The organism is Shewanella sp. S1-58-MNA-CIBAN-0166, from assembly GCF_040310085.1.
Lineage (GTDB): Bacteria > Pseudomonadota > Gammaproteobacteria > Enterobacterales > Shewanellaceae > Shewanella.
In genome coordinates this window covers 25,297-51,371 of record NZ_JBEOPN010000031.1, presented here as the reverse complement: position 1 = coordinate 51,371, position 26,075 = coordinate 25,297, and the positions used below count along the sequence as shown (strand labels likewise).

General features: G+C 41.9%; 26 protein-coding genes. All 26 read left to right on the top strand.

All coding sequences use genetic code 11. The features are described from left to right. The first annotated feature begins 203 nt into the window (after window positions 1-203). The 26 genes from fliE (at window position 204) to AAEY99_RS16910 (ending at window position 26,075) form a co-directional block, all read left to right on the top strand. The gene (fliE, locus tag AAEY99_RS17035) at window positions 204-545 is read left to right on the top strand and encodes a flagellar hook-basal body complex protein FliE (protein WP_101085397.1); all 342 of its coding nucleotides are present in this window, start codon (window positions 204-206) and stop codon (window positions 543-545) included. Between the two features lie 71 nt (window positions 546-616). Continuing rightward, on the top strand, window positions 617-2,296 hold the full coding sequence (gene fliF / locus AAEY99_RS17030; RefSeq protein WP_162024302.1) for a flagellar basal-body MS-ring/collar protein FliF: 1,680 nt from the start codon (window positions 617-619) through the stop codon (window positions 2,294-2,296). Continuing rightward, entirely contained in the window at window positions 2,289-3,344 is a 1,056-nt protein-coding gene (fliG, locus tag AAEY99_RS17025) for a flagellar motor switch protein FliG (RefSeq protein WP_101085394.1), read from the top strand. The genes fliF and fliG overlap by 8 nt, the downstream gene beginning before the upstream one ends. Window positions 3,345-3,506: 162 nt before the next feature. Then, a complete protein-coding gene (gene fliH, locus AAEY99_RS17020) occupies window positions 3,507-4,718 on the top strand; it encodes a flagellar assembly protein FliH (protein WP_351011327.1) in 1,212 nt (403 codons plus the stop codon). Next, the gene (gene fliI, locus AAEY99_RS17015; RefSeq protein ID WP_101085390.1) at window positions 4,699-6,039 is read left to right on the top strand and encodes a flagellar protein export ATPase FliI; all 1,341 of its coding nucleotides are present in this window, start codon (window positions 4,699-4,701) and stop codon (window positions 6,037-6,039) included. The genes fliH and fliI overlap by 20 nt, the downstream gene beginning before the upstream one ends. Before the next feature lie 5 nt (window positions 6,040-6,044). Further along, window positions 6,045-6,491: a flagellar export protein FliJ gene (gene fliJ, locus AAEY99_RS17010; RefSeq protein ID WP_011636660.1), complete on the top strand. Its 447-nt coding sequence runs from the start codon at window positions 6,045-6,047 to the stop codon at window positions 6,489-6,491. Window positions 6,492-6,798: 307 nt separating this feature from the next. After that, window positions 6,799-8,292 (top strand): flagellar hook-length control protein FliK, encoded by a 1,494-nt coding sequence (locus AAEY99_RS17005; protein WP_351011324.1) that lies wholly within the window; start codon window positions 6,799-6,801, stop codon window positions 8,290-8,292. Window positions 8,293-8,385: 93 nt separating this feature from the next. Continuing rightward, window positions 8,386-8,907, top strand: coding sequence for a flagellar basal body-associated protein FliL (gene fliL, locus AAEY99_RS17000; protein WP_351011322.1), 522 nt, complete (start codon window positions 8,386-8,388; stop codon window positions 8,905-8,907). A 29-nt stretch (window positions 8,908-8,936) separates the two neighbouring features. Continuing rightward, window positions 8,937-9,965 (top strand): flagellar motor switch protein FliM, encoded by a 1,029-nt coding sequence (fliM, locus tag AAEY99_RS16995; protein WP_011636663.1) that lies wholly within the window; start codon window positions 8,937-8,939, stop codon window positions 9,963-9,965. Between the two features lie 11 nt (window positions 9,966-9,976). Next, window positions 9,977-10,360: a flagellar motor switch protein FliN gene (fliN, locus tag AAEY99_RS16990; RefSeq protein ID WP_011636664.1), complete on the top strand. Its 384-nt coding sequence runs from the start codon at window positions 9,977-9,979 to the stop codon at window positions 10,358-10,360. Window positions 10,361-10,453: 93 nt separating this feature from the next. Further along, on the top strand, window positions 10,454-10,855 hold the full coding sequence (fliO, locus tag AAEY99_RS16985) for a flagellar biosynthetic protein FliO (protein ID WP_242445114.1): 402 nt from the start codon (window positions 10,454-10,456) through the stop codon (window positions 10,853-10,855). Beyond that, window positions 10,855-11,616: a flagellar type III secretion system pore protein FliP gene (gene fliP, locus AAEY99_RS16980; protein WP_162022664.1), complete on the top strand. Its 762-nt coding sequence runs from the start codon at window positions 10,855-10,857 to the stop codon at window positions 11,614-11,616. Before fliO ends, fliP begins: the two co-directional genes overlap by 1 nt. Window positions 11,617-11,628: 12 nt before the next feature. Then, window positions 11,629-11,898: a flagellar biosynthesis protein FliQ gene (gene fliQ, locus AAEY99_RS16975; protein WP_011636667.1), complete on the top strand. Its 270-nt coding sequence runs from the start codon at window positions 11,629-11,631 to the stop codon at window positions 11,896-11,898. A 3-nt stretch (window positions 11,899-11,901) separates the two neighbouring features. Then, window positions 11,902-12,705 (top strand): flagellar biosynthetic protein FliR, encoded by an 804-nt coding sequence (fliR, locus tag AAEY99_RS16970; RefSeq protein WP_101085381.1) that lies wholly within the window; start codon window positions 11,902-11,904, stop codon window positions 12,703-12,705. Between the two features lie 9 nt (window positions 12,706-12,714). After that, window positions 12,715-13,848, top strand: a complete 1,134-nt coding sequence (gene flhB / locus AAEY99_RS16965) for a flagellar biosynthesis protein FlhB (RefSeq protein WP_101085380.1) — start codon at window positions 12,715-12,717, stop codon at window positions 13,846-13,848. 116 nt (window positions 13,849-13,964) lie between these two features. Beyond that, window positions 13,965-16,064 carry a flagellar biosynthesis protein FlhA gene (gene flhA / locus AAEY99_RS16960; RefSeq protein ID WP_011636670.1) on the top strand — a complete coding sequence of 700 codons (2,100 nt, stop codon included), beginning with the start codon at window positions 13,965-13,967 and terminating at the stop codon, window positions 16,062-16,064. Between the two features lie 29 nt (window positions 16,065-16,093). Further along, on the top strand, window positions 16,094-17,479 hold the full coding sequence (flhF, locus tag AAEY99_RS16955; protein ID WP_162022667.1) for a flagellar biosynthesis GTPase FlhF: 1,386 nt from the start codon (window positions 16,094-16,096) through the stop codon (window positions 17,477-17,479). 4 nt (window positions 17,480-17,483) lie between these two features. Continuing rightward, window positions 17,484-18,365 (top strand): MinD/ParA family protein, encoded by an 882-nt coding sequence (locus tag AAEY99_RS16950; RefSeq protein ID WP_011636672.1) that lies wholly within the window; start codon window positions 17,484-17,486, stop codon window positions 18,363-18,365. Next, the gene (locus tag AAEY99_RS16945) at window positions 18,358-19,077 is read left to right on the top strand and encodes an RNA polymerase sigma factor FliA (protein WP_101085378.1); all 720 of its coding nucleotides are present in this window, start codon (window positions 18,358-18,360) and stop codon (window positions 19,075-19,077) included. Before AAEY99_RS16950 ends, AAEY99_RS16945 begins: the two co-directional genes overlap by 8 nt. 44 nt (window positions 19,078-19,121) lie before the next feature. Continuing rightward, complete coding sequence (cheY, locus tag AAEY99_RS16940) at window positions 19,122-19,505, top strand: chemotaxis response regulator CheY (protein ID WP_011919599.1); 384 nt, start codon at window positions 19,122-19,124, stop codon at window positions 19,503-19,505. 13 nt (window positions 19,506-19,518) lie between these two features. Further along, window positions 19,519-20,256, top strand: a complete 738-nt coding sequence (locus tag AAEY99_RS16935) for a protein phosphatase CheZ (protein WP_101085377.1) — start codon at window positions 19,519-19,521, stop codon at window positions 20,254-20,256. Window positions 20,257-20,271: 15 nt separating this feature from the next. After that, entirely contained in the window at window positions 20,272-22,485 is a 2,214-nt protein-coding gene (locus AAEY99_RS16930; RefSeq protein ID WP_351011319.1) for a chemotaxis protein CheA, read from the top strand. A gap of 30 nt (window positions 22,486-22,515) precedes the next feature. Then, window positions 22,516-23,712 carry a protein-glutamate methylesterase/protein-glutamine glutaminase gene (locus AAEY99_RS16925; RefSeq protein WP_351011317.1) on the top strand — a complete coding sequence of 399 codons (1,197 nt, stop codon included), beginning with the start codon at window positions 22,516-22,518 and terminating at the stop codon, window positions 23,710-23,712. After that, a complete protein-coding gene (locus AAEY99_RS16920) occupies window positions 23,705-24,166 on the top strand; it encodes a membrane anchored protein in chemotaxis locus (protein ID WP_351011315.1) in 462 nt (153 codons plus the stop codon). The genes AAEY99_RS16925 and AAEY99_RS16920 overlap by 8 nt, the downstream gene beginning before the upstream one ends. A 48-nt stretch (window positions 24,167-24,214) precedes the next feature. Then, window positions 24,215-25,009 carry a ParA family protein gene (locus tag AAEY99_RS16915; RefSeq protein ID WP_101085373.1) on the top strand — a complete coding sequence of 265 codons (795 nt, stop codon included), beginning with the start codon at window positions 24,215-24,217 and terminating at the stop codon, window positions 25,007-25,009. Further along, complete coding sequence (locus tag AAEY99_RS16910; RefSeq protein ID WP_101085372.1) at window positions 24,993-26,075, top strand: chemotaxis protein CheW; 1,083 nt, start codon at window positions 24,993-24,995, stop codon at window positions 26,073-26,075. The genes AAEY99_RS16915 and AAEY99_RS16910 overlap by 17 nt, the downstream gene beginning before the upstream one ends.

Sequence of the window (26,075 nt, the reverse complement as noted above, 5' to 3'; positions counted from 1 at the left end):
CAAGTCTATTTTTTTATTGTTAACTCACATTATTAAAAAAGTAACCTGTTGCATTTAATGGAGAGGTTACTTTTGCTTGTGCTTGTGTTCTCTCCCTCTTTTATCGACGAATCTTTTACTAATTGTAATACTGGCATCTAAATTGCTTTAACTCCTTATCAGTTATTGTTGTCGTCAAAAAGTCGACGAAAGGGAGTTACACCATGCAGATTAGCGCAAATCCATTAATGCAAGAAATGCAATCGCTTCGCGGCGAAATAGCCCCTTCTATTGGTTCATCAATTCGTCCCAACCTTACCCAGCAAGTGAATAACACCACGGGTGCTGATTTCAGTCAGTTACTGTCTCAAGCGGTGGGTAGCGTTAATGAGCTGCAACAAGCATCATCAAGTTTAGCGACTCGTTTAGACATGGGCGACACCACGGTGACGTTGTCTGATACCGTTATTGCGCGTGAGAAAGCCGGCGTAGCCTTTGAAGCAACGGTGCAAGTACGTAATAAGCTCGTCGATGCTTATAAAGAAATTATGAGTATGCCTGTTTAGTCGCCGACGGTTTTGAGCACTAAATAACATAACAACATTAGATATAGCAGGTACGTATTGTGAGCACAGACATTATGGTAGGTTCGGGTTCAACAGCCGATGGCGGTGTCCAACAAGAGAACAAATCTGGACTTCTTGGTGGCGTTGGTGGTGCAGATATGATGCGTCAAGTCATCATGATTCTGGCATTAGCAATATGCCTTGCTATGGCTGTTTTTGTGATGATGTGGGCTCAAGAGCCTGATTATCGCCCACTTGGTAAAATGGAAACCGCTGAGATGATCCTCGTCTTAGACGTGCTTGATAAAAACCAAATCGATTATCAAATTAACGTCGATGTGGTTAAAGTGCCTGAAGATAAGTATCAAGAAGTTAAATTACTGCTCAGCCGTGCCGGTATTCAAAGTAGTACTCAAGCAAATGATTACTTAAACCAAGATAGTGGTTTTGGTGTCAGTCAGCGTATGGAACAAGCACGCTTAAAACAAAGCCAAGAACAAAACCTAGCCAGAGCCATTGAAGAGTTAAAAAGCATTAGTCGTGCGAAAGTGATATTAGCATTACCAAAAGAAAATGTTTTTGCCCGTAATGCATCTAAACCCAGTGCCACAGTGGTCGTTAATGTACGTCGTGGTGGTTTGGGCCAGGAAGAGATTGATGCCATTGTTGATATCGTAGGCTCTGCTGTTCAAGGGCTTGAACCTACTCGTGTGACGGTAACCGATTCAAATGGGCGCTTACTCAATTCCGGTAGTCAAGATGGCGCGTCTTCTAGAGCACGTCGCGAGCAAGAGCTAGTACAACAGCAAGAGGCTGAATACCGTAAAAAAATCGAATCAATCTTAATGCCAATTTTAGGACCTGAGAATTTTACTTCTCAAGTCGATGTGAATATGAACTTTACCGCAGTAGAGCAAACCGCGAAGCGTTTCTCTCCTGATTTACCGGCGATTCGCAGTGAAATGATCATTGAGAGAAATTCGTCAGGTCAAAACTCTGGCGGTATTCCTGGTGCGCTAAGTAATCAACCACCGATGGAATCTGATATTCCGCAAGTGGCAGGTGAAGCAACAACCTCAACCATGTCTGGTGACTCATCAAAAGAAGCTACGCGTAATTATGAATTAGACACTACCATTAGCCATACCCGTCAACAAATTGGGGTGGTTCGTCGTGTTAGTGTGTCTGTTGCGATTAATTTTAAACCTGGCCAAGTTGATGAGAACGGCCAAGTCACTCGCGTGCCGAGAACAGAACAAGAATTAACTAATATTCGCCGCTTATTAGAAGGCGCGGTAGGTTTTAGTACCCAGCGTGGTGATGCGTTAGAAGTGGTAACGGTGCCGTTTATGGACCAGTTAATTGAAGTGCTACCTGAGCCAGATATGTGGGAGCAGCCTTGGTTCTGGCGCGCGATTAAATTGGCATTAGGTGCAATTGTTATTTTAGTGCTCATTCTCGCCGTAGTGCGACCTATGCTTAAGAAGCTAACCAATCCTAATGGCATCAACATGCCTGACGATATTCGTCCAGGACATGAGTTAGCTGAAATTGAAGATCAGTATGCAGCAGATACCTTAGGTATGCTTAATACCAAAGAGGCGGAATACAGTTATGCCGATGATGGGTCAATTCAAATACCTAATTTGCATAAAGATGATGATATGATTAAAGCAATTAGAGCGTTAGTGGCAAATGAGCCTGAACTTTCCACTCAAGTGATTAAAAACTGGTTACAAGACAATGGCTAATGAAAAAAAAGATAAAGCAGCTAAAGCAGAGAAATCAACAGCATTTGACCCCGAGTTAATTACTGGTGTTGAAAAAACGGCTATTTTACTGCTCAGCTTGAGTGAAGCAGATGCGGCGTCAATTTTAAAACACTTAGAGCCTAAGCAAGTGCAAAAAGTGGGTATGGCGATGGCAGCAATGGATGACTTTGGTCAAGAAAAGGTCATTGGCGTTCACCAATTATTTTTAGACGATATTCAAAAGTTTTCTTCTATTGGTTTTAACAGTGAAGAATTCGTCCGTAAAGCGTTAACTGCAGCACTGGGTGAAGATAAAGCCGGTAATTTAATTGAACAAATTATCATGGGCAGCGGAGCTAAAGGTCTGGATTCATTAAAATGGATGGATGCACGTCAAGTGGCCACCATTATTCAAAATGAACATCCGCAGATTCAAACAATTGTATTATCGTATTTAGAACCCGATCAAGCTGCTGAGATTTTTAGTCAGTTCCCTGAAAATACCCGTTTAGATTTGATGATGCGTATTGCCAATCTTGAAGAAGTTCAGCCTGCGGCATTGCAAGAATTAAACGACATTATGGAAAAACAATTTGCGGGTCAAGGCGGTGCGCAAGCGGCTAAAATGGGTGGCCTAAAAGCGGCTGCTAATATCATGAACTATCTCGATACCGGTGTTGAGAGTCAAATCATGGAAACCATGCGTGAGTCAGATGAAGAAATGGCGCAGCAAATACAAGACATGATGTTTGTGTTTGAAAACCTCATTGACGTTGACGACCGCGGTATTCAGGCATTGTTACGAGAAGTACAGCAAGATGTGCTGATGAAAGCACTCAAAGGTGCGGACGAAGCGTTGAAAGAGAAAATTCTGGGTAATATGTCTAAACGTGCAGCTGAATTGCTCCGTGACGACTTAGAAGCCATGGGACCTATCCGTATTAGTGAAGTTGAAGTGGCACAAAAAGAAATTCTGTCTATTGCCCGTCGACTCAGTGACAGTGGTGAGATTATGCTAGGCGGCGGCGGTGGTGACGAGTTCTTGTAACCATGCGCATATTCATTAGTGTGACAGTACTGGCGGGTATTTCTATTTGGATATCTGTCAGCTATCTGTATTATTAGGTTGTTAGTAGTACTCTTAATATTGTGTACTACTGTTAATATTTTTGTTTTGAGCCAATGTTTTTAACAACACAAGTGATGAATTATGCCTGAATCAAAACCGCCTAAAGATGCACTCACTACCGATAGCGAGGCTGAATTTAGTCATTGGCAGCTACCTGATATTACCAAAGATAGCAGTCTAGAACCTTCAAACTTTTTTGGTCATTTCGCTGAAGCTCACACACCTAGTCCTGTTACTGGGGCTGAGAAGTCTATGGCGCCACCGACGATGGCGCAAATTGAAGAGATTCGTGCTGCAGCTGAGCAAGAAGGGTTTGAACAGGGTAAGCAAGACGGTCATCAACAAGGATTAGAGCAAGGGCGTTTAGAAGGACTGGAGCAAGGTCATCAACAAGGTTTTACTCAAGGCGAGCAACAAGGATTAGAAGCTGGGCAAATTAAAGCCAATGAGCTTATAGCACAACTTAACCACATTATTTCCCAATTCGAGTTGCCATTATCCATTTTAGATAATGAAATTGAAGCGGAATTGTTGGCCATGACAATCAGTTTAGCCAAATCGGTTATCGGCCATGAGCTTAAGACTCACCCAGAACATATATTATCGGCGCTACGCCAAGGCGTTGACGCACTTCCATTAAAAGAACAGTTGGTTAAACTACGCTTTAATCAGGCTGATGCTGAACTCGTAAACCAATGTTACAGTGCCGAGCAACTGCAAAAAAATCAGTGGCAAATCGATATCGATCCGACGTTATCTAATGGTGACTGTATGATTGAAAGCGTTCGTTCTGCTGTCGATTTACGTGTAGAACAGCGTATTAACCAAGTGTTTAGTGAGTTAGACGCTCAATCGAATCAGTTAGCAAAAAATGTCCAGCAGCAAAAATCAACTCATCCACAATATCAAACCACAGCAGTCGATAATTTTAGTGAACATCAGCAAGCAGCTGAACTTGCTGGTAGAACCGATAATACAGAAAACACCGATAGGGACGAGATTGGCCAAGGTGATGTTGAAGAGTCTGGCGCAGAGATGGGCGCTGATACCGTTACTGAAACATTAGAGCAACACGTTGATACTTCTTCGGCAGCGTCAATCGATGCTGAAGACTCTGATGTTGTTGATTCTGATGCTACTGTAACTCTCGATACAAGCACGACGTTCAATACAAATGCGCCTCTTAATTCAAATGCACAAGCCGATACCTCAACAGCTGGTAAAGTCGCAGACGCTCAGCAACAGACGAAAGACCTATCTCAAGGAAATACCGATGAGCACTCGTCAACATAAACTACTGAACAAATTCGCGGTACATCATAAACACGTTTTACCGCTGCGACCAGTTGCAAGCGGCCAGTTAGTTAGGGTAGTTGGTTTAACGCTTGAAGCGACTGGATGCCGCGCGCCTGTTGGTAGTTTATGCTCTATTGAAACCATGGTTGGCGAGTTGGTTGCTGAGGTTGTCGGCTTTGATGACAAATTACTGTATTTAATGCCTATTGAAGAGCTCAGAGGCGTTTTACCAGGTGCCCGTGTAAAGCCTTTAGGTGAACAATCAGGATTAAATGTAGGCTTGTCATTATTAGGCAGAGTATTAGACGGTAGCGGCGTGCCGTTAGATGGTTTAGGCCCGCTTAATACAGATCAACATGCATCGCGTCATGGTCCTTATATTAATCCATTATCTCGACGAGCGATTACTGAACCGTTAGATGTCGGCGTTCGTGCCATCAACTCGATGTTAACGGTTGGTAAAGGGCAGCGAATGGGCTTGTTTGCCGGTTCTGGTGTGGGTAAAAGTGTGCTGCTTGGCATGATGACTCGAGGATCGAAAGCCGACATTATTGTGGTGGGGTTAGTGGGCGAGCGTGGTCGTGAAGTTAAAGAGTTTATTGAAGAAATTTTAGGTAAAGAAGGTCGTGCGCGCTCAGTCGTTGTGGCGGCACCAGCGGATACTTCTCCGTTAATGCGCTTACGAGCCTGTGAAACTTCCACGCGTATCGCCGAGTATTTTAGAGATTTAGGTTACGATGTACTATTGCTGATGGACAGTTTAACGCGTTACGCACAAGCACAACGAGAAGTCGCTCTTGCTGTCGGTGAGCCACCTGCAACCAAAGGCTATCCACCTTCAGTATTCGCTAAGTTACCGCGTCTGGTCGAGCGAGCGGGTAATGGCGGTGCCGGACAAGGTTCAATTACCGCTTTTTATACGGTATTAACCGAAGGTGACGACCAACAAGATCCTATCGCCGATGCTTCTCGAGCAATTTTAGATGGTCATATTGTATTATCTCGTCAGCTTGCTGATTCGGGCCATTATCCCGCTATTGATGTAGAAGCATCGATTAGCCGTGTCGCGCCAATGGTGATAAGTGAAGAACATTTAGAAGCGATGCGTAAAGTTAAACAGATGTATTCGCTGTATCAGCAAAATCGCGATCTGATTTCAATTGGGGCGTACTCACAAGGCAGCGATCCTAGGATTGATAATGCCATACGCCTACAACCTGCAATGAATGCCTTTTTGCGGCAGGGGTTTAAAGACCCGGTGACGTTTGAAGAAAGCCGAGTCATGTTGACTCAAATTGCCGCACAGTGTCAGGGATAATATCAATGACTCGAACTGACCCACTATTAACGGTATTGAAGTTAGCTACCGCAGCAGAAGACCAAGCGGCATTACAGCTTAAGTCTGCGCAATTTGAAAAACAAAAACGCCAGGGGCAGTTGGACGCGCTAAACAACTATCGTTTAGATTATATGAAGCAGATGGAAGGGCACACAGGGACTACATTACGTGCTAACCAATACCATCAATTTCATCAATTTATTCGCCAAGTCGATAGCGCTATTACCCAGCAAGTTGCCGCGGTTAAAGATGCTGAAAAACAAGTCGGTTATCGTCAAATTCATTGGCAAGAAAAACAACAAAAACGCAAAGCGGTAGAGATGCTATTAAGCCAAAAAGCAACTAAAGCGATGGTGATAGAAGCTAAGCGCGAACAAAAAATGTCGGATGAATTTGCTATGCAGCAATATTTTCGCCGAAATCTTAAATAACACTACCTGCCAAATGACTCTCTAGTCCTAATATCGTTTTACGGTTAACTTTTTTCATTACTCTTTTTGTTTATTTAATCCACCGAAAAATTAACCAGTTAATGAGTATTGGCATTTAAATTGCTTATTATCAATAATTGAAATGAAAATCGTCAGCGAAGCGACAGTGAATTCCTATTTATAAGGTTTTCATGATGACCTTATTGATATAGCGAAATGAACCGTTATATGACGCATAAGGTTTGAATACTGAGCAATTTTTTAGATGACCAATAACTTAACCTTGTTTGATTGAGTGGAGTAGATTATGCAGCAGATGAGCAATATCTTACTTGGCAGTAGCAGTAAATCTGCCGATGTGAGTACGAAGGGGAATGTACAAGATGTTGAAAATACATCATTCTTATCTGCTTTCAATCAGGCGAGTGAATCCGATCTTGTTATACGGCGCAGTGGTAATACAGCGCAGGTGTCAATGGATGCTGAAGTGGACAAAACCAGTGTTGCCTTAGCAAACGAGTTGTCTACCGAAGAAAATGCTGATGCGGAATTGATTTTTGCTCAACTTAATATGGCAGATTCATTTAATAAACGTCATTCCTCTGGCGGAAATGAATTGCCGCATGTCGATAAATCCGACGTTTATTTTGACGTAGCAGTTTCTACAGAACCTAAAAGCAATACCGTAGATGTAGATCTTCTTGAGCTTGAAGCTGATGTTTCTTCTATTAAAGATGTTCTTTCTCAGCTTAGCCCAGAAGAACTCGACAACTTAATGGCATTTGCTGATTTATCTGCACAAGATTTACAAGCTCTAGATAATCAAGATTTAAGCAAATTACTTAGTGACTTCAATTTACAAGCACAGGTTATGACTAGCAGTGATGAATCGCCTGATAGTGTGCTTAATAGTGAAGAACAGAGCCAAATTGATAAATCAGTTGCCACAAGTGTAGCTGTTCAAGGCCAAGTTAGTGCGACAAACCAGAGTTTAGCAACCGCTAAAGTCGATAAAACTGTTGCTTCTGGCGTTAGCAGTTCTGCAGCGTTAACTGCAGCTACATCAGCGATGACAATTGACCCTGAGATCATTTTAGGTGACAAAACTCGTATTGATGGCAACATCCAATTAGACACTGATAATGCCAAAGTACTAGCAAAAGCTGATTTTTCGGTGGTCCTAGATTCCTTAGCGGCAAAACGCGCCTCCGGTGATCCTTCAACCGCTGTAAATCAAACTAGTTTTGGATTAGATACTCTGGCTGACATTGGTGACACTGACAGTAAGGCGTTACAAAATCAGAGTAGTTTTACCTCGGTCCATAAAAGTGATGTTCCACAATTTCAGCTATCGTTAAGACCACAGGGAGAGCCTGGAGCTCAGATGCAAGAGATGATCCAGCGTTTTTCTCCTGTAATGAAACAGCAGTTAATAACCATGGTCAGTAATGGTATTCAACAAGCTGAAATTCGTCTTGATCCACCAGAACTTGGACATTTAACGGTTAAAATTCAAATTCAGGGCGATCAAACTCAAGTACAGTTTCATGTAGCGCAGTCGCAAACCCGCGATATAGTTGAACAAGCTATGCCTCGATTACGCGATATGCTGGCTCAAGAAGGATTGCAACTGACAGACAGCCAAGTGTCCCAAGGTGATGGTGGTAGTGAACAACCGCATGAACAATCATCTAATCAAGGTGGGGGAGACAGTCAGTTGGACGAAATTTCAGCACAAGAGGTCAGCTTGATGACAAATCCATCAAGGAGTTTACATTCAGCTATAGATTATTATGCTTAAGCAGGTAACCTATAGCAATAATATGACTTTTCAATAAAAGCTGACCACTTAGCTAAGTTTCAATATTAATCACAATGTTGATTAGGAACCAGAATGCCTGAACAAGAATTAGAATTAAACGAACCCGCTGAAGGCGGTAAAAAAAGTAATAAGCTGCTCATCTTTGGTGGTATTGGTTTAGTGTTGGCTTTACTGATTGGAGGCGGATTGTGGTTTTTCATGGGGACGGATGAGCCAGCCCCTGTTGCTGTAAACGCTGATGACGCTACAGAAGCTGTTGCACCGGTCAATAATGCTCAAGCTGATTACGTTGGCATGCCTAGGCCTTTCCTATTTAATTTACCAGGTGTCGATCGAGCTAGATTAGTTGAAATAAAAGTTCAATTAATGGTGCGCGGTGAAGATGATAGTGTGCTTACACAAAAACATATTCCATTAATTGAAGATGCATTACTAACTACTTTTAGTGCAGCTGACGTACAAAAACTCAGTACCCAAGCCGGTAAAGATGAGCTGCGTCAGTTAGCGTTACTCAATGTTCAAAATACGCTGCAACCAATAACAGGCAAGAAAGTTGTTGAAAAAGTCCTGTTTACTGGTTTTGTAATGCAATAACCAAAAGCATTAACTGCTAAGGCGATGATGTGAGTGATTTATTAAGCCAAGATGAAATTGATGCGCTTTTGCATGGTGTTGATGATGTTGATGATGATGAGATAGAAGAGGACAGCGCTGATGCGCGTTCTTATGATTTCTCTTCTCAAGATCGAATTGTGCGTGGCCGTATGCCCACGCTTGAAATCGTAAATGAGCGATTTGCACGGCATTTACGCATCAGTATGTTTAACATGATGCGTCGCGCAGCCGAAGTGTCGATCAATGGCGTACAAATGCTGAAGTTTGGCGAGTATGTACATACTTTATTTGTGCCAACCAGTTTAAATATGGTGCGTTTCAGTCCACTTAAAGGCACTGCATTAATCACCATGGAAGCACGTTTAGTGTTTATTCTGGTAGACAATTTCTTTGGTGGTGATGGCCGTTTTCATGCCAAAATCGAAGGCCGTGAATTTACACCAACAGAACGTCGTATTGTACAGTTGTTGCTTAAAATTATTTTTGAAGATTATAAAGAAGCGTGGGCACCAGTAATGGATGTGGAGTTTGAGTACCTCGACTCTGAAGTGAATCCTGCAATGGCGAATATTGTCAGCCCGACAGAAGTGGTCGTGATTAATTCGTTCCATATCGAAGTTGATGGCGGTGGTGGTGATTTCCACATTACCATGCCGTATTCGATGATTGAGCCCATTCGTGAATTACTCGATGCCGGTGTTCAAAGTGATAAACAAGATACTGATATGCGCTGGTCGCAAGCATTACGTGATGAAATCATGGACGTGCAGGTCGGTTTTGATGTCAATGTTGTTGAACATGAAGTGACATTACGTGATGTGATGGGGTTTAAAGCTGGGGATATTATCCCGATAGATTTACCTGAACACATTATGATGCGAATTGAAGGTTTACCGACTTATCGTTGTAAAATGGGTAAATCGCGCGATAATTTAGCATTAAAAATCAGTGAGAAAATTCCGCGGCCAGAAACGGTTAAAACAGAGATGCAATTAGTGACTCGCAAAGGCAAGTCGCGTGATATTTCAGATTTATAAGGTGAAGTAGAATGAGCACAGAAGATACAGGCGATGACTGGGCCGCAGCAATGGCAGAACAAGCTTTAGAAGAAGCTGAACACGTTGAGCTTGATGAATTAGTCGATGATTCCAGACCTATCACGAAAGAAGAAGCTGCCAAGTTAGACGGTATTCTAGATATTCCGGTAACGATTTCCATGGAAGTGGGTCGCAGTTTTATTAGTATCCGTAATTTACTCCAGCTCAACCAAGGTTCGGTGGTCGAACTTGATCGTGTAGCCGGTGAGCCTTTAGACGTTATGGTTAATGGAACCCTGATTGCTCATGGTGAAGTTGTGGTAGTGAATGACAAATTTGGTATCCGTTTAACGGATGTTATTAGCCAAACAGAACGTATCAAAAAACTTAAATAACTAAAAAATATAATAAACAATAATATAGCAAAGATTGGCGTGTGTTGAGCTTTGCTAAGTTGGTTGCACAAACAAGGAATAGCAGTGGCGAATATGATACTAATGCTGAGCATTATGAGTGAGGCGTTAAGCGTCCCTGAAGTGTCTAGTACTCTGGCTAAAAATGCCTCTGCTCATCCCGCTGAAGTGTCTAATGTGGCAACATTAGCCAACATGGTTGGTGGATTAATTGTCGTATTAGCGCTTATTTTTTTGTTAGCTTATATTGTAAAACGTCTTAAGTTAGTGCCATCTAATGGCGGTGTGATTAAAACGATTGCAGTAACTCCCATCGGTCAACGTGAAAAAGTGGTATTGGTGGAGGTCAATGGCCAGCAATATCTACTTGGTGTAACCTCGCAACAGATTAATCTGATTGATAAGTTAGCCACCCCCGTCGACGTTCCCATTTCTTCGTTTGCTAGCCGTCTAAAACAAGCCAAGGAACAGCAATAATGAATAAGTACACAACAGCATTGGTATTGGCGATGATGGCGCTAGTGGCAATGGTTTTATCGCCTTCAGCACTGGCTCAAGATGGTGTGTTACCTGCGTTAACGGTTACAACAGCTGCAGACGGAACAACTGAATATTCGGTAACAATGCAGATTTTATTGCTGATGACAGCAATGAGTTTTATTCCTGCAATGGTCATAATGCTCACTTCATTTACCCGCATCATTGTGGTGCTATCGATATTAAGACAAGCTTTAGGTTTACAACAAACACCCTCGAATCAGGTATTGATCGGCATCAGTTTGTTCATGACGTTTTTTATCATGGCACCGGTTTTTGATAAGATTTATGCTGAAGCTGTAGAGCCTTATATCAATGAAACCATGACCTTAACGCAAGCTTATGATGTTGGTAAAGAACCCATTAAAACATTTATGCTATCGCAAGTGCGTACCACAGACTTACAAACATTTATTGAAATTTCTGGTTACAAAGACATTCAATCTCCTGAGCAAGCACCAATGAGCGTGGTGATCCCAGCGTTTATTACCAGTGAACTTAAAACGGCGTTCCAAATTGGCTTTATGCTGTTTGTGCCTTTTTTAGTACTCGATTTGGTCGTTGCCAGTATTCTAATGGCCATGGGTATGATGATGTTGTCACCGATGATTGTGTCACTGCCATTTAAAATTATGTTGTTTGTACTCGTCGATGGTTGGGGCTTAGTGATGGGCACATTAGCGAATAGTTTCGGAATATAAGGCCGCGTATTTATGTCTCCAGAATCGCTCATTGATATCTTTCGAGAAGCACTGTCAGTTATCGTACTGATTGTGTCAGCGATTATTTTACCCGGCTTATTCATCGGTTTAATTGTGGCGGTATTTCAGGCCGCGACATCTATTAACGAACAAACCTTAAGTTTTTTACCACGTTTATTGGTGACGTTATTCGCGTTGATGTTTTTAGGCCATTGGCTAGTACAAACCATGATGGATTTTTTCTTTGAGATGGTTAATCTCATCCCACAGGTTATAGGTTAAGCCATGGATATTTTGTTTGATGAAATCAGTCAAACAATTGCCGCATATCTTTTGCCGTTTTTCCGTATTTCATCCATGCTCATGGTGATGGCGGTATTTGGCGCAAATACGACTCCCGCTCGAGTTCGATTGATGTTATCCGTGGCGATAACGATGGCCGTTGCGCCTATTTTACCCCCTATTGAAAATGTCGAGCTACTGGCATTGAGTTCAGTTTTTGTCATTGTTCAGCAAATTTTAATTGGCGTCACCATGGGATTTGTAACCTTAATGGTGATGCAAACATTTGTATTAACAGGGCAAATAATTGGTATGCAAACCAGTTTAGGTTTTGCCTCCATGGTCGACCCCGGTTCTGGTGAGCAAACGCCTGTTGTGAGTAACTTTTTCCTATTATTAGCAACACTTATCTTTTTAGCTGTTGATGGCCATTTGTTAATGATACGGATGTTGGTGGCCAGTTTTGAAACTATTCCTATTTCAAATCAAGGTATATCACTCGCTAATTATCGTGCGCTTGCTGATTGGGGTAGCTTTATGTTTGGTTCGGCATTAACAATGTCGATTTCGGCTATTGTGGCGTTGTTATTAATCAATTTATCCTTTGGTGTAATGACTCGCGCCTCGCCTCAGTTGAATATTTTCTCTATTGGTTTCCCGGTCACTATGGTTAGTGGTTTATTGATTTTGTGGTTAACGTTAGCACCTATCATGGCGCATTTTGATGAAGTGTGGATGGCTGCGCAGTTACTTATGTGTGACGTTTTGCAACTTCAATGTCAACTTAATGGCTCAGTGGTATTTTAAGGGGCACATATGGCAGAAAGTGACAGCGGTCAAGAACGCACAGAAGAACCCACATCCAAGCGACTTGAACAAGCTCGAGAAAAAGGTCAAGTCGCTCGCTCTAAAGAGTTAGGTACCGCAGCGGTACTGCTTGCTGCATCTGTTGGGTTTTCGATGACAGGTCCTGCTATTGCCAAAAGCCTCTATACCATTATGGAGCAGATATTTTCCATGGAGCGCGATCAGATTTTTGATACTAACTCCATGTTCCGTGTGTGGGGGGTCGTCGGCAATGAGCTCGCAGGGCCATTAATTAGCTTTATTGCTTTGTTGGCGTTTGTGTCTTTCCTAGGCAATATTGTGCTAGGTGGCATGTCTTTTTCAGTCAAAGCGTTTATGCCTAAAGGCAGTAAGTTAAACCCCATGAACGGCTTTAAGCGTATGTTTGGCACCCAGGCATTGGTAGAGCTTACTAAGGGGATTGCTAAGTTTTCGGTGGTAGCATTATCGGCTTATTTTTTACTAAAATTTTATTTCTACGATATTTTGACTCTGTCCAGTGATCACCTGCCGGGTAATGTATACCATGCGCTAGATTTACTTATTTGGATGTTCATCTTACTTTGCAGCTCGATGTTATTAATCGTTATTATTGATGTGCCATTTCAAATTTGGAATCACAATAAACAGTTAAAAATGACCAAGCAGGAAGTCAAAGACGAGTATAAAGATACTGAAGGTAAACCTGAGGTTAAAGGCCGCATAAGACAAATGCAGCAGGAGATGGCGCAACGACGCATGATGACCGAGGTGCCTAATGCGGATGTTATTGTGGTTAACCCAGAACATTATGCAGTGGCAGTTAAATACGATGTCAGCCGATCATCAGCCCCTTTTCTAATCGCTAAAGGTGTCGATGACGTAGCCTTTAGAATACGAGAAATAGCTCGAGAGCATAACGTTGCTATTGTATCGGCCCCGCCGTTGGCTCGTGCTATTTACCACACGACTAAAGTGGATCAACAAGTGCCAGAAGGCTTATTTACTGCTGTTGCGCAGGTCTTGGCTTATGTATTCCAGCTTAGGCAATATCAAAAAGGTAAAGGTCGTAGGCCAAAACCTATCCCGCTTAAACAACCCATACCAGATGATTTAAAGCACTAATAACTAATCTATTTTAGATAGATAATATTTGTGGCTTAATTTTTGCTTTGTATGTCTATTCGCGTCAAATAATAGTCCATTGACGCCGTGATCTGACATAAAGGGTTCATCTTAATATGGATGCAAAAGCAGCTTTTGGCCAAATGAAACAAATGAAAGTATCTACTTTTAAAGGGATCGGAACGCCTTTATTAGTACTTGCTGCGTTAGGAATGGTGGTTTTACCTATTCCTGCTTTTTTGCTAGATATTCTGTTTTCATTCAATATTGCGTTGGCTTTAGTTGTACTCTTAGTTGCTATTTATGCTGACAGACCACTCGATTTTGCTGCTTTCCCTACCGTATTATTAATTGCAACGTTACTAAGACTCGCTCTAAACGTCGCCTCTACCCGTATTGTATTGCTTGAAGGTCATAATGGTGGTGCCGCTGCGGGTAAAGTCATTGAGGCTTTTGGTTCTGTGGTTATTGGCGGCAATTATGCCGTTGGTTTAGTGGTGTTTATTATCCTTATTATCATTAATTTTGCAGTGGTAACTAAAGGTGCGGGGCGTATTGCTGAGGTGAGTGCTCGTTTTACCTTAGATGCAATGCCGGGTAAGCAAATGGCCATTGATGCTGATTTAAATGCTGGCACATTAACCCAAGACCAGGCGCGGATCCGCCGTGCTGAAGTAACTCGTGAAGCCGATTTCTACGGTGCGATGGACGGTGCTTCAAAGTTTGTTAAAGGTGATGCCATTGCAGGGATCATGATCCTAGTCATCAATATGATTGGTGGATTTGTGATTGGTATGATCCAGCATGGATTAGACTTTTCTAGCGCGGTTGAAATTTATACCTTACTAACCATCGGTGATGGTTTAGTTGCGCAAATTCCCGGTTTATTACTGTCTATTGCCGCGGCCTTAATGGTGACGCGTCAAAACGAGTCTGGTGATATGGGCCAAATGATGTTCAGTCAGATGTTTGACAGTCATAAATCATTAGCCATTGCTGCTGGGTTACTTTTTATCATGGGTATTGTGCCTGGTATGCCTCATGTTGCGTTTTTGACATTTGCATTTATTACCGCTGGTGCTGCGTACTTTATTTACAAGCGTAATGTTGACAAAAAGCAAGCTGCATTAACGTTAGCGACTAAAGGGCCGGTTGAGAGCAAGGATAAAGAACCTAAAGATTTAAGCTGGGACGATGTGCGCCATGTTGATACTATTGGTCTTGAAGTCGGATATCGCTTAATTCCGCTGGTTGATAAGTCTCAAGGTGGTGAATTATTAGGCAGGATCAAAGGCGTACGTAAAAAACTGTCACAAGAATTAGGTTTTTTAGTGCCAGCGGTGCATATTCGTGACAATCTAGACTTATCACCCAATGCGTATCGAATTTCGTTAATGGGCGTCGTAGTGGGTGAGGCTGAAGTTAGGCATGATTGTGAATTAGCCATTAATCCTGGCCAAGTTTACGGTAAACTAGACGGTATTGAAACTCGCGACCCAGCTTTTGGTTTAGAGGCAGTTTGGATAGCGCCAGAGCAACGTGAACATGCACAAACTTTAGGTTATACCGTCGTTGATACTGCAACGGTTGTAGCGACTCACATAAGCCAGTTACTGAGTAATAATGCTGCTAAGTTATTAGGTTACGAAGAAGTCCAGCAGTTAATGGATATGCTTGCTAAGAACTCTCCTAAATTAGTGGATGGTTTTGTACCAGATGTCATGCCTCTGGGATCAGTTGTTAAAGTGATGCAGAACTTACTTAACGAAGGGGTATCGGTACGAGATTTACGCACCATAGTGCAGACACTATTAGAGTACGGTACTAAGAGCAATGACACTGAAGTATTAACGGCAGCAGTGCGCATAGCGTTAAAACGTATGATCGTACAAGAAATCTCTGGACCAGAACTCGAAATTCCTGTCATAACATTGGCGCCAGAGTTGGAACAGATGTTGCATAAGTCTATGCAGGCGACTGGCGGTGAAGGACCTAATATTGAACCGGGTCTTGCAGAGCGTATGCAGCAGTCATTATTAGACGCTGCACAGAAGCAAGAAATGGTAGGGCAACCAGCCATTTTATTGACATCGGGTATGCTTAGGTCAACGCTGTCAAGATTTGTTAAATACACTATTCCAAATTTACGAGTGATTTCATATCAGGAAATCCCGGACGAGAAACAAATTAGAATTGTTTCTGCAGTAGGCCAATAGTGATAACGTCAGTTTATAGAGGTGCATAAGTGAAAATTAAACGATTTTTTGCCAAAGATATGCGCGCTGCATTGGCTCAAGTAAAAGAAACCTTAGGTTCTGACGCTGTCATTATGTCAAATAAAAAAGTCACTGGCGGAATCGAAATTGTCGCTGCTGTAGATTATGATGAACCTAAAGCCGCCATCGCATCACAAGCGCCGACTACCGGTTTTATGGATGTTAGTGACGATAGGGTGTCATTAGGCGCTAAGCCTGTGATGAAAGCTCAATCAAAGGTGAACCCACCTCCTGAGGCCGACTCTTTACAAGCCTTACTTCAAAAACAACATAATCGCATGACACAACAAATGTCTGTCAGCCAAGATGAACCGGATTTACCAGAATGGGCCCGCCAATTACAAGGGGCAAAGTCTGCTAAACCAGCATCAACTTTTCAATCGCAAGCGGCACCAGAGCAAGCTAAAAAAACCAATAAAAATCAATCTGCTGATATGGATGCTCTGCGCGAAGAAATGGCTTCATTGCGTAACTTATTGACCCATCAAGTTTCATCGTTGATGAAAGATCAAAAAAAGCGTACCGATCCTGTTGGCGCCATGCTAGAAAGTAAATTGATTGCAGCAGAGTTTTCTCCAGCCGTTGCTGCTAAACTAGCGGGGCTAAGTCAACACTATACCCCAGCCGATTTAGTGAGAGCATTACCACAAAGTTTAGCCAATTTACTCGACAATCAAGGCGACGATATAGTTAAACGTGGTGGTGTTGTGGCGTTTGTTGGTCCAACCGGTGTAGGTAAGACAACTTCTTTAGCTAAAATAGCCGCTCGCTTTGCCGCCCATCATGGCCCAGAGCAGGTAGCATTGATTACCACCGACCATTATCGTATTGGTGCCTATGAGCAATTAGCGACTTATGGCAAAATAATGGGCTGTCCGGTTAAGCAAGCACATGATTTAACCGAATTAGAACAAATTTTATATCAATTTAGAAATCGTAAGTTAGTATTAATTGATACCGCAGGTATGGGACAGCGAGATATGCGCTTATATCAGCAACTGGATAATTTAACAGCAAATAGTAGGATCCCAATTCGGAGCTACTTAGTCTTATCTGCGACTGGTCAACGTCGTGTGTTACAAGATGCTGTAGAACATTTTAAACGAATTCCATTAGCGGGTGCGATTTTAACAAAGTTAGATGAATCGATATCAATTGCAGGTGCATTGAGCGTATTGATTCAAAATGAGTTACCATTAAGCTATGTTACTGACGGTCAACGTGTTCCTGAGGACATGAAAGTAGCAGATACGTTAGAGTTGGCTAAAAAGGCTCTCGCGGCGTTAAATGAAACAGAACAACAATCGTCACAAGACACAGTGTGGTCTAATGACACAGCCTATGCATTTGAGTAAAGATATGACTCGGGATCAAGCAAGTGGTTTACGTATGATGAATCAACCAAATAACGATAAAGTTAAAGTAATTGCCGTATCCGGTGGTAAAGGCGGAGTGGGTAAAACCAGTGTGTCAATTAATACTGCGGTAGCACTAGCTGAAAAAGGCAAACGCGTATTAGTGCTTGATGCCGATTTAGGTTTAGCCAACGTCGATGTCATGCTTGGGATACGTGCTGAGAAAAATTTATCTCATGTTTTGTCCGGAGATGCCGAATTAGATGACATCATTGTTCGTGGACCTAAAGGTATTGGTATTGTTCCTGCCACATCGGGTTCTCAAGCGATGGTTGAGTTGTCGCCAGCACAACATGCTGGACTTATCCGTGCATTTAGTGAAATGCGAACTCAGTTCGATATTTTAATTGTGGATACTGCTGCTGGTATATCAGACATGGTGCTGAGTTTTTCTCGTGCATCACAGGATGTATTGATAGTCGTTTGCGACGAACCAACATCAATTACTGATGCTTATGCGCTGATTAAAATTTTAAGTCGTGAACATGGTGTGTTCCACTTCAAAATTGTGGCAAATATGGTACGTAGTTTACGAGAAGGTATGGAATTATTTGCTAAACTCAGTAAAGTGACGGATAGATTTTTAGATGTTGCTTTAGAATTAGTGGCAACAATACCATTCGATGAAAATTTACGTAAAGCTGTTCGTAAGCAAAAGTTAGTTGTTGAAGCGTATCCTAAGTCGCCTTCAGCTATTGCTTATCATGGATTAGCCAATAAAATTATGACTTGGCCAGTTCCACAACAGCCAGGTGGTCATTTAGAGTTTTTTGTTGAACGTCTTGTACAACGTAAGCCGATACAAGAAGGAAGAACGAGTGAATAAAGCCGCCGCGTATACTCAGTTCGATAACAAAACGTCTATTGTTGAACAGTATGCACCGTTGGTAAAAAGAATTGCTCATCATATGCTGGCAAGATTACCAGCATCGGTGCAACTTGATGATTTATTACAAGCTGGGATGATGGGGTTACTTGAGGCCTCATCTAAATTTGATAACAGTAAAGGGGCTAAGTTTGAAACCTTTGCAGGCATCAGAATTCGTGGTGCAATGATAGATGAAATTCGACGTGGTGACTGGGTTCCGCGCTCAGTTCATCGTAATAATCGTCTAGTAGCACATGCAATTGATGAATTGGGGCAACTGCTTGGAAGAGATGCCAATGATACAGAAATTGCTGAAAAACTTGATATGTCTCTCGATGAATACCATCATATCTTAAATGATGTTTCTGTTGGTAAAATCATAGGCATAGAAGACCTTGGCGTGTCGCAAGATGTGTTAATCACAGACAACGAAACGCCAGATGAAACCTTTGACTCGCTTGCTGAAATTCAATTCCAATCTGCATTGGTTGAAGCAATTAAGACATTGCCAGAAAGAGATGCATTAGTGTTGTCGTTGTATTACGACGAAGCATTAAATTTAAAAGAAATCGGTGCCATCCTTGAAGTTAGCGAATCGCGAGTAAGCCAGATATTAAGTCAGGCAATGCTCAGATTAAAAGCGAAACTCAAGCATTGGACACAAGAATAATAACTTATCTAGAGCAAACGAGTGTCAGCTCACCGGAGGAAACCTTGGACAAGAATATGAAGATTCTTATTGTTGACGATTTTTCAACAATGAGGCGTATCATTAAGAACTTGTTGCGAGATTTGGGATTTAATAATACCCAAGAAGCAGATGATGGCTCAACAGCCCTACCTATGTTACAAAAAGGCGATTTTGATTTTGTGGTAACAGACTGGAATATGCCTGGAATGCAAGGTATTGATTTACTTAGAGCAATCCGTGCAGATGATTCGTTAAAGCATTTACCTGTGCTAATGGTAACTGCAGAAGCTAAGCGTGAACAGATTATTGCTGCAGCGCAAGCCGGTGTAAATGGTTATGTCGTAAAACCTTTTACCGCAGCTACGTTAAAAGAAAAGTTAGACAAAATCTTTGAACGACTCGCATAAGCAAGGATAAGTCATGCAGGCATCAATATCGGGGTTAATCACTCTCGAACAGGCCCAAGAACTTGTTGAATTGCTTACCTTGGGTCAACAAGATAAAGCCGATGAAATGATCAGAGAGCTTGCAACGCCATTGCAGCGTGAGCTTTTTGAAGAAGTCGGTAAACTAACTCGACAACTCCATAGTGCACTAAAAGATTTTCAAGTTGATAACCGTTTATCTGAATTAGCCAATACCGAAATACCAGATGCTAAAGAAAGATTGAACTATGTTATCGACATGACAGAACAAGCTGCAAATAAAACCATGGATGCAGTTGAAGAATGTCTACCTTTGGCCGATACCATCATTAGCAATATACAATCAGTGACGCCAATGTGGGATAAATTGATGCGTCGTGACATAGAAATGGGTGAGTTTAAGTCACTTTGTCATGATGTTCAGCAGTTTATGTTACATAGTGAAAATGATTCTAATCGTCTTCGCGAGTTATTAAATGAAATTTTGATGGCGCAAGACTTCCAAGATTTGACGGGGCAAATGATCCGTCGAGTGATTGATTTAGTTCGTGAAGTAGAAAGTAATCTGGTCTCAATGCTAACGGTATTCGGAGATCATACTACCGAATCATTGCCAACTATAAACGAAAATAAAATAGAAGCAGAAGGTCCCATCATGCATGCTGAACTGCGTGAAGATGTGGTGACAGGTCAAGATGAAGTAGACGATCTGCTATCAAGTCTGGGTTTCTAATTAGGAGTCAATTTAATGTCTTTTGATGTTGATGAAGAGATACTCCAGGACTTTTTAATTGAAGCTGGCGAGATTTTAGAGCTTCTACAGGAGCAGCTAGTTGCCCTTGAAAATAATCCTGATGACAGTGATTTACTCAATGCTATTTTCCGTGGATTCCATACTGTTAAAGGTGGGGCTGGTTTTTTAAGTCTAAAACCGATGGTTGACGTGTGTCATGAAGCTGAAAACACGTTCGATTTATTACGCACCGGTAAACGTGGCGTAAATGCAGAATTAATGGATATTATTTTGCAAGCGGTCGACGCGATTAATTCCATGTTTGCTCAAACTCAACAGGGAGAATCACAAGACCCTGCTGATTCTGCATTACTTGCTAAACTCAAATTATTAAGTTCAGGTGCGCCATTACCTTCAGAAATGTCGGCAGATGAGCCAGAACCAATTGAAAATATTGTTGAATTCAGTGATCCTGAATATGTCGAAGATATTAGCATTCCCTCAGCGGAAGTATCTGACACTGGTAGTATTGATGACATTGATGAGTCAGAATTTGAGGCGTTGCTTGATGCCTTACATGGTCCGGGTAAAAGTCCTGTTGCAGCTAAACCTTCTGAAGTAAAAAAAGACAGTATTGATTCAAAGCCTGCCGCAAGTAGTAGCGATGAAATCACTGATGATGAGTTTGAAGCATTATTAGATGAATTACATGGCTCAGGTTCATTTGAAGCTAAAACCAAAACTGCAGCTCCAACTAAGCCTGCTGCAACGCCTATTGTTGAACCCCTTGTTGATTCTGATGAAATAACTGACGATGAATTTGAGCGTCTTTTAGATGAATTACACGGAAAAGGTACTGCGCCAGTTGCTAAATCGCAAACGCCTCCTCCAGCTCAACCTACTAAAGCCGTTGCTCCTGTGCAAGCAGCAAAAGTTAGCCCAGCTCCTGTTGTTAAACCAGTAGCGACATCAGTCCCTGTAGTTGCTCCAAAGGTTGAACCTGTAAAAGACAAAACACCTGCTAAAGCGGCGTCTGTCCCACAAGGTGAAACAACGGTTCGTGTTGATACTGCTCGTTTAGATCAAATCATGAATATGGTTGGTGAGTTAGTGTTAGTGCGTAACCGATTGGTTAGTTTAGGCATTAATCGTGAAGACGAGGAGATGTCCAAAGCGCTAGCAAATCTGGATTTGGTTACGGCTGATTTACAAGGTGCGGTGATGAAAACCCGCATGCAACCGATTAAGAAAGTTTTTGGTCGTTTCCCGCGTGTTGTTCGTGATTTAGCACGTACCTTAAATAAAGAAATTGATTTAATCATGATTGGTGAAGAAACCGATCTTGATAAAAACTTAGTTGAAGCGTTAGCCGATCCTTTAGTCCACTTGGTTCGAAACTCAGTCGATCACGGTATCGAAATGCCGATAACTCGTGAAGCTAGCGGTAAATCTCGAACCGGTACCATTACCTTATCGGCTAGCCAAGAAGGTGACCACATCCTGCTTAAAATTGAGGATGATGGCGCGGGAATGGACCCTGAGAAGCTAAAACAAATTGCGATAAGTCGTGGTGTGCTTGATGAAGATGCCGCTTCGAGAATGACCGATAACGAAGCTTACAATTTGATTTTTGCCCCAGGGTTTTCAACCAAAGTTGAAATTTCAGATATTTCAGGCCGTGGAGTGGGCATGGATGTGGTGAAAACCCGCATCAACCAACTTAACGGTACTGTTTATATTGACTCAATGAAAGGTAAGGGTACTGTTCTCGAAATTAAAGTGCCATTAACCTTGGCTATTATGCCGACATTGATGGTTGATGTGTCTAATCAAGTTTTTGCACTACCATTATCAAGTGTGAATGAAATCTTTAATTTAGATTTAACAAAAACCAATATAGTCGATGGTCAATTGACGGTGATTTTCCGTAATAAGGCCGTGCCATTATTTTACCTAGAACATTGGCTGCACAGTAAAAAATCAACATTTAAACATGGTGATAAGAAGCATGGTCATGTGGTTATTGTTCAGCTTGGCACTATGCAAATTGGTTTTGTTGTAGATGCATTGATTGGACAAGAAGAAGTGGTCATTAAACCGCTTGGCAGTATGTTACAAGGTACTCCAGGTATGGCGGGTGCGACAATTACATCCGATGGTGGTATTGCACTGATTTTAGATGTGCCAGGACTGCTAAAACATTACGCTAAAAGCAAAAAAATAAAATAAAAATAAAAGTTCCATTATTTAAGGAATTAAATGGCCATAAAAGTACTAGTTGTAGATGATTCTAGCTTTTTTCGACGTCGAGTCAGTGAGATTGTCAATCAAGATCCTGATCTCGAAGTCGTTGCCGTTGCTGTTAATGGCAAAGAAGCTGTTGATATGGCTGCAAAGTTAAAGCCTCAAGTCATTACGATGGATATTGAAATGCCTGTGATGGACGGTATAACTGCTGTCCGTGAAATTATGGCTAATAATCCTACTCCCATTTTAATGTTTTCATCGTTAACTCATGATGGTGCTAAAGCGACACTTGATGCGTTAGAAGCAGGTGCACTAGATTTTTTGCCAAAACGTTTTGAAGATATAGCAACCAATAAAGACGATGCGATTCTTTTGTTACAGCAACGAATTAAAGCATTAGGTCGACGTAGGATGTATCGGCCAAGTTCGTTAACACCTACTTCATTACCAGAATCTCGTCGTTCAGCTATTGCGGCTCCAGATATCAACACGCCTCGTCGTCCGCTAAGCAGTCGTTTAGCTTCCACAGCAACGCCTGTAGCGACTCGTTCTAGTTTATCCACAACTTTAGCAGATCGTCAGAGCGCTAATCCGACAACGTCTTCAATATCGTCTATTCGGGCCAGTGGTAAGCAATATAAATTGTTACTCATCGGGACTTCAACCGGTGGGCCAGTAGCATTACAGAAAGTATTAACTGCATTTCCTGCAAATTATCCTCATCCCATAGTGTTGATACAGCATATGCCTGCGGCGTTTACTCCAGCCTTTGCAGCTCGTTTAAATACCTTGTGTAAAATTGAGGTAAAAGAAGCCGAAAATGGTGATGCCATGCGCCCTGGTTGTGCCTATTTAGCGCCCGGAGGCATGCAGCTCATGATTGAGCGAAGCGGAATTTCTGGAAGACTTAAAGTCATTTCCGGAACCCAAGAAATGAACTATAAACCGTGTGTTGATATTACTTTTGCATCAGCATCCAAAGCTTTTGGCGGTGATGTTTTAGCGGTTGTATTAACGGGAATGGGCGCAGACGGTAGAGAAGGTGCCAGAATGTTAAAGTCTGTCGGTGCCACTATTTGGGCGCAGGATGAAGCAAGCTGCGTGGTATATGGTATGCCCCAAGCTGTAGCATCAACCGGTATCGCAACTCACTCTATTTCATTAGATAATATGGCTGAAGCTATTTTAAAAGAGTCTAGTCGTGGCTAAGCCAGAATACTCATTGCAGACGAAGCAAAAACTGGGATTTTTTTTGTCCTTTATTGCCATAGTAGTATTAGCGGGTTTGTATATTGACGCTGATCAAAAAGTGACGTTATTAGAGCAGGATGTAGTACGATTAACGGCGTCTCAAGTGTTATTGATGGTACCCGATGATCAGGCCGCTAATATTGCTAATTGGTTAACTCAACATCCTGAACAAACTCAAGCAATCATAGCGTCAGCAGGAAGAAAACAAGCACAAAGTGTGCTGTTTGGTCCGGGTTCTTTAGATGATGCACCGCTTACTGATATTGATAAGGTAGAGCACGATACTGATGTTTCTGCTGAACAAAATGATCAAGAAGTCATAGTGTCAGAAGATGCTCAGGGGGTTAAAGTGATCCGTTTACCTAATGGTGGCATCCGTGTAACAACCCGCGATGATAAACAACACAAGTAGTAGTCAATTTACCATAACAATATCATTATAATGAGTTGAGAGGCTTCTTTGAAAGTATGGACGGTAGCTAACCAAAAAGGTGGGGTAGGTAAAACCACCACAGTAGCCAGTTTAGCCGGAGCATTGGTTAAACGTGGCCAACGAGTGTTGATAATCGATACCGATCCTCATGCTTCATTGGGCTATTACTTAGGTATTGATTCAGACGAAGTGCCTTGCTCGCTTTATGATGTTTTTTTGAATCATCAAACACTGACCCAAGAGTTTATTTTACAAAATGTGCTTCCAACTCAAATTGAAGGGCTTGATATCATTCCGGCTAATATGGCGTTAGCGACACTTGATAGGTCACTAGGTCATCAAGAAGGAATGGGGTTGGTGTTACGTAACTTATTGTCATTGCTTGAAGATAAATATGATGTTGCTATTATCGATTGTCCGCCAGTATTAGGGGTGTTAATGGTTAATGCATTAGCAGCAAGTCATCACATTATTATTCCTGTTCAGACTGAGTTTTTGGCGATAAAAGGACTCGAACGTATGGTGAAAACCATGGAAATAATGGGGCGTTCTAAGAAAACCCGTTATAGCTATACCGTATTACCTACAATGTATGACAAGCGCACTAAAGCGTCCCCAATAGCGTTACAATTTTTGCAGGATAAATATGCTTCAACACTGTGGCCCAATGATGTAATACCTGTAGATACAAAATTTAGAGATGCAAGTTTGGCTCATTTACCCGCATCACATTATTCAGCCAGTAGCCGAGGTGTAAAAGCATATAATCGTTTGCTGGATTTTTTATTTTCTCAGGAGTTTACTCATGTCAAAATCGGTTGATGAAACTGTTTTTGATTATTTCAGTCTTTTATTACAGGAATCGCCTAAACCGATTACTGAGCAAAGCCTTGAGGTAAAACCAAGTCTTTCTGTTAATTCCGTTAATGACATCACCGATAAAGTGTCCATTATTAACGACGACAAACCGACTCGTATGTCGGCTGAAATGACGTTATCGGCACATTATTCACAACTAACATCATCTAAAGCCTCTCCTGTCATTGCTAGGCAATATGCAGAGCCAACTACCAGTGTCGATAAACAGGCACTTGAAAAATTATTATCTGCTGTGTCTAAACCCAGAGTAGAAACCGATTTAACGCAACAGATTAAAGCCAGTGCAGAACGAGTTCGTCAGGCTATCACTCATATTGAGCCTGAAGTTGGCATTAGTCGTGCAAAAATACAACAAACAGAATTAACGAATAAAGAAATCAAGCCGTTAGTCGATATAAACAATAACGAAAGTTCACATGCTGATATAAAAGACGCTATTATTAAGCATGAACAGTTGGTAGAGAATTCGCCGACGCAAGAGCACAATGCGCCACAGACTCAGGTTGGACACCAACCGCCCAGTATTACTCATGATTTGCAAGAGTTACTTGAAGATGAATTTCAGGTGTTATTCTTCAATGTAGCAGGGTTAACACTCGCGGTGCCATTGGTGAGTTTGGGTGGGATTATAAAAATAGAGAAGATAAGCCATCTTATCGGTAGGCCATCTTGGTTTAAAGGGGTGCAAACCCACCGAGATACTAAAATAAATGTGGTTGATACGTGCGCGTGGGTGATGCCTGAAAAATATACTCCAGAATTAGCACAGACAGTAAATTATCAATATCTTGTTATGCTTGAAGATAGTCAGTGGGGATTAACGTGCGAATCGTTAGTTAACGCCGTTAAAATAGATAAATCACACGTCAATTGGCGTGAGAAACCGGGTAAGCGTCCTTGGCTTGCTGGGGTAGTAAAACAACAAATGTGTGGCATTTTACATGTTCAAGCATTAATCAAAATGCTTGATGCAGGTTTAGGTTGTCAGGATTCGATTGACCGAGGTTAA

Excerpts from the sequence above, each read along its gene's own strand:
- fliO (WP_242445114.1), top strand. The coding sequence starts at position 10,454 with ATGATACTAATGCTGAGCATTATGAGTGAGGCGTTAAGCGTCCCTGAA.
- fliN (WP_011636664.1), top strand. The coding sequence starts at position 9,977 with ATGAGCACAGAAGATACAGGCGATGACTGGGCCGCAGCAATGGCAGAA.
- fliR (WP_101085381.1), top strand. The coding sequence starts at position 11,902 with ATGGATATTTTGTTTGATGAAATCAGTCAAACAATTGCCGCATATCTT.
- AAEY99_RS16950 (WP_011636672.1), top strand. The coding sequence starts at position 17,484 with ATGACTCGGGATCAAGCAAGTGGTTTACGTATGATGAATCAACCAAAT.
- AAEY99_RS16930 (WP_351011319.1), top strand. The coding sequence starts at position 20,272 with ATGTCTTTTGATGTTGATGAAGAGATACTCCAGGACTTTTTAATTGAA.
- fliJ (WP_011636660.1), top strand. The coding sequence starts at position 6,045 with ATGACTCGAACTGACCCACTATTAACGGTATTGAAGTTAGCTACCGCA.
- fliG (WP_101085394.1), top strand. The coding sequence starts at position 2,289 with ATGGCTAATGAAAAAAAAGATAAAGCAGCTAAAGCAGAGAAATCAACA.
- fliH (WP_351011327.1), top strand. The coding sequence starts at position 3,507 with ATGCCTGAATCAAAACCGCCTAAAGATGCACTCACTACCGATAGCGAG.
- fliE (WP_101085397.1), top strand. The coding sequence starts at position 204 with ATGCAGATTAGCGCAAATCCATTAATGCAAGAAATGCAATCGCTTCGC.
- flhB (WP_101085380.1), top strand. The coding sequence starts at position 12,715 with ATGGCAGAAAGTGACAGCGGTCAAGAACGCACAGAAGAACCCACATCC.
- AAEY99_RS17005 (WP_351011324.1), top strand. The coding sequence starts at position 6,799 with ATGCAGCAGATGAGCAATATCTTACTTGGCAGTAGCAGTAAATCTGCC.
- AAEY99_RS16935 (WP_101085377.1), top strand. The coding sequence starts at position 19,519 with ATGCAGGCATCAATATCGGGGTTAATCACTCTCGAACAGGCCCAAGAA.
- AAEY99_RS16925 (WP_351011317.1), top strand. The coding sequence starts at position 22,516 with ATGGCCATAAAAGTACTAGTTGTAGATGATTCTAGCTTTTTTCGACGT.
- AAEY99_RS16910 (WP_101085372.1), top strand. The coding sequence starts at position 24,993 with ATGTCAAAATCGGTTGATGAAACTGTTTTTGATTATTTCAGTCTTTTA.
- fliL (WP_351011322.1), top strand. The coding sequence starts at position 8,386 with ATGCCTGAACAAGAATTAGAATTAAACGAACCCGCTGAAGGCGGTAAA.
- fliI (WP_101085390.1), top strand. The coding sequence starts at position 4,699 with ATGAGCACTCGTCAACATAAACTACTGAACAAATTCGCGGTACATCAT.
- flhA (WP_011636670.1), top strand. The coding sequence starts at position 13,965 with ATGGATGCAAAAGCAGCTTTTGGCCAAATGAAACAAATGAAAGTATCT.
- fliP (WP_162022664.1), top strand. The coding sequence starts at position 10,855 with ATGAATAAGTACACAACAGCATTGGTATTGGCGATGATGGCGCTAGTG.
- fliQ (WP_011636667.1), top strand. The coding sequence starts at position 11,629 with ATGTCTCCAGAATCGCTCATTGATATCTTTCGAGAAGCACTGTCAGTT.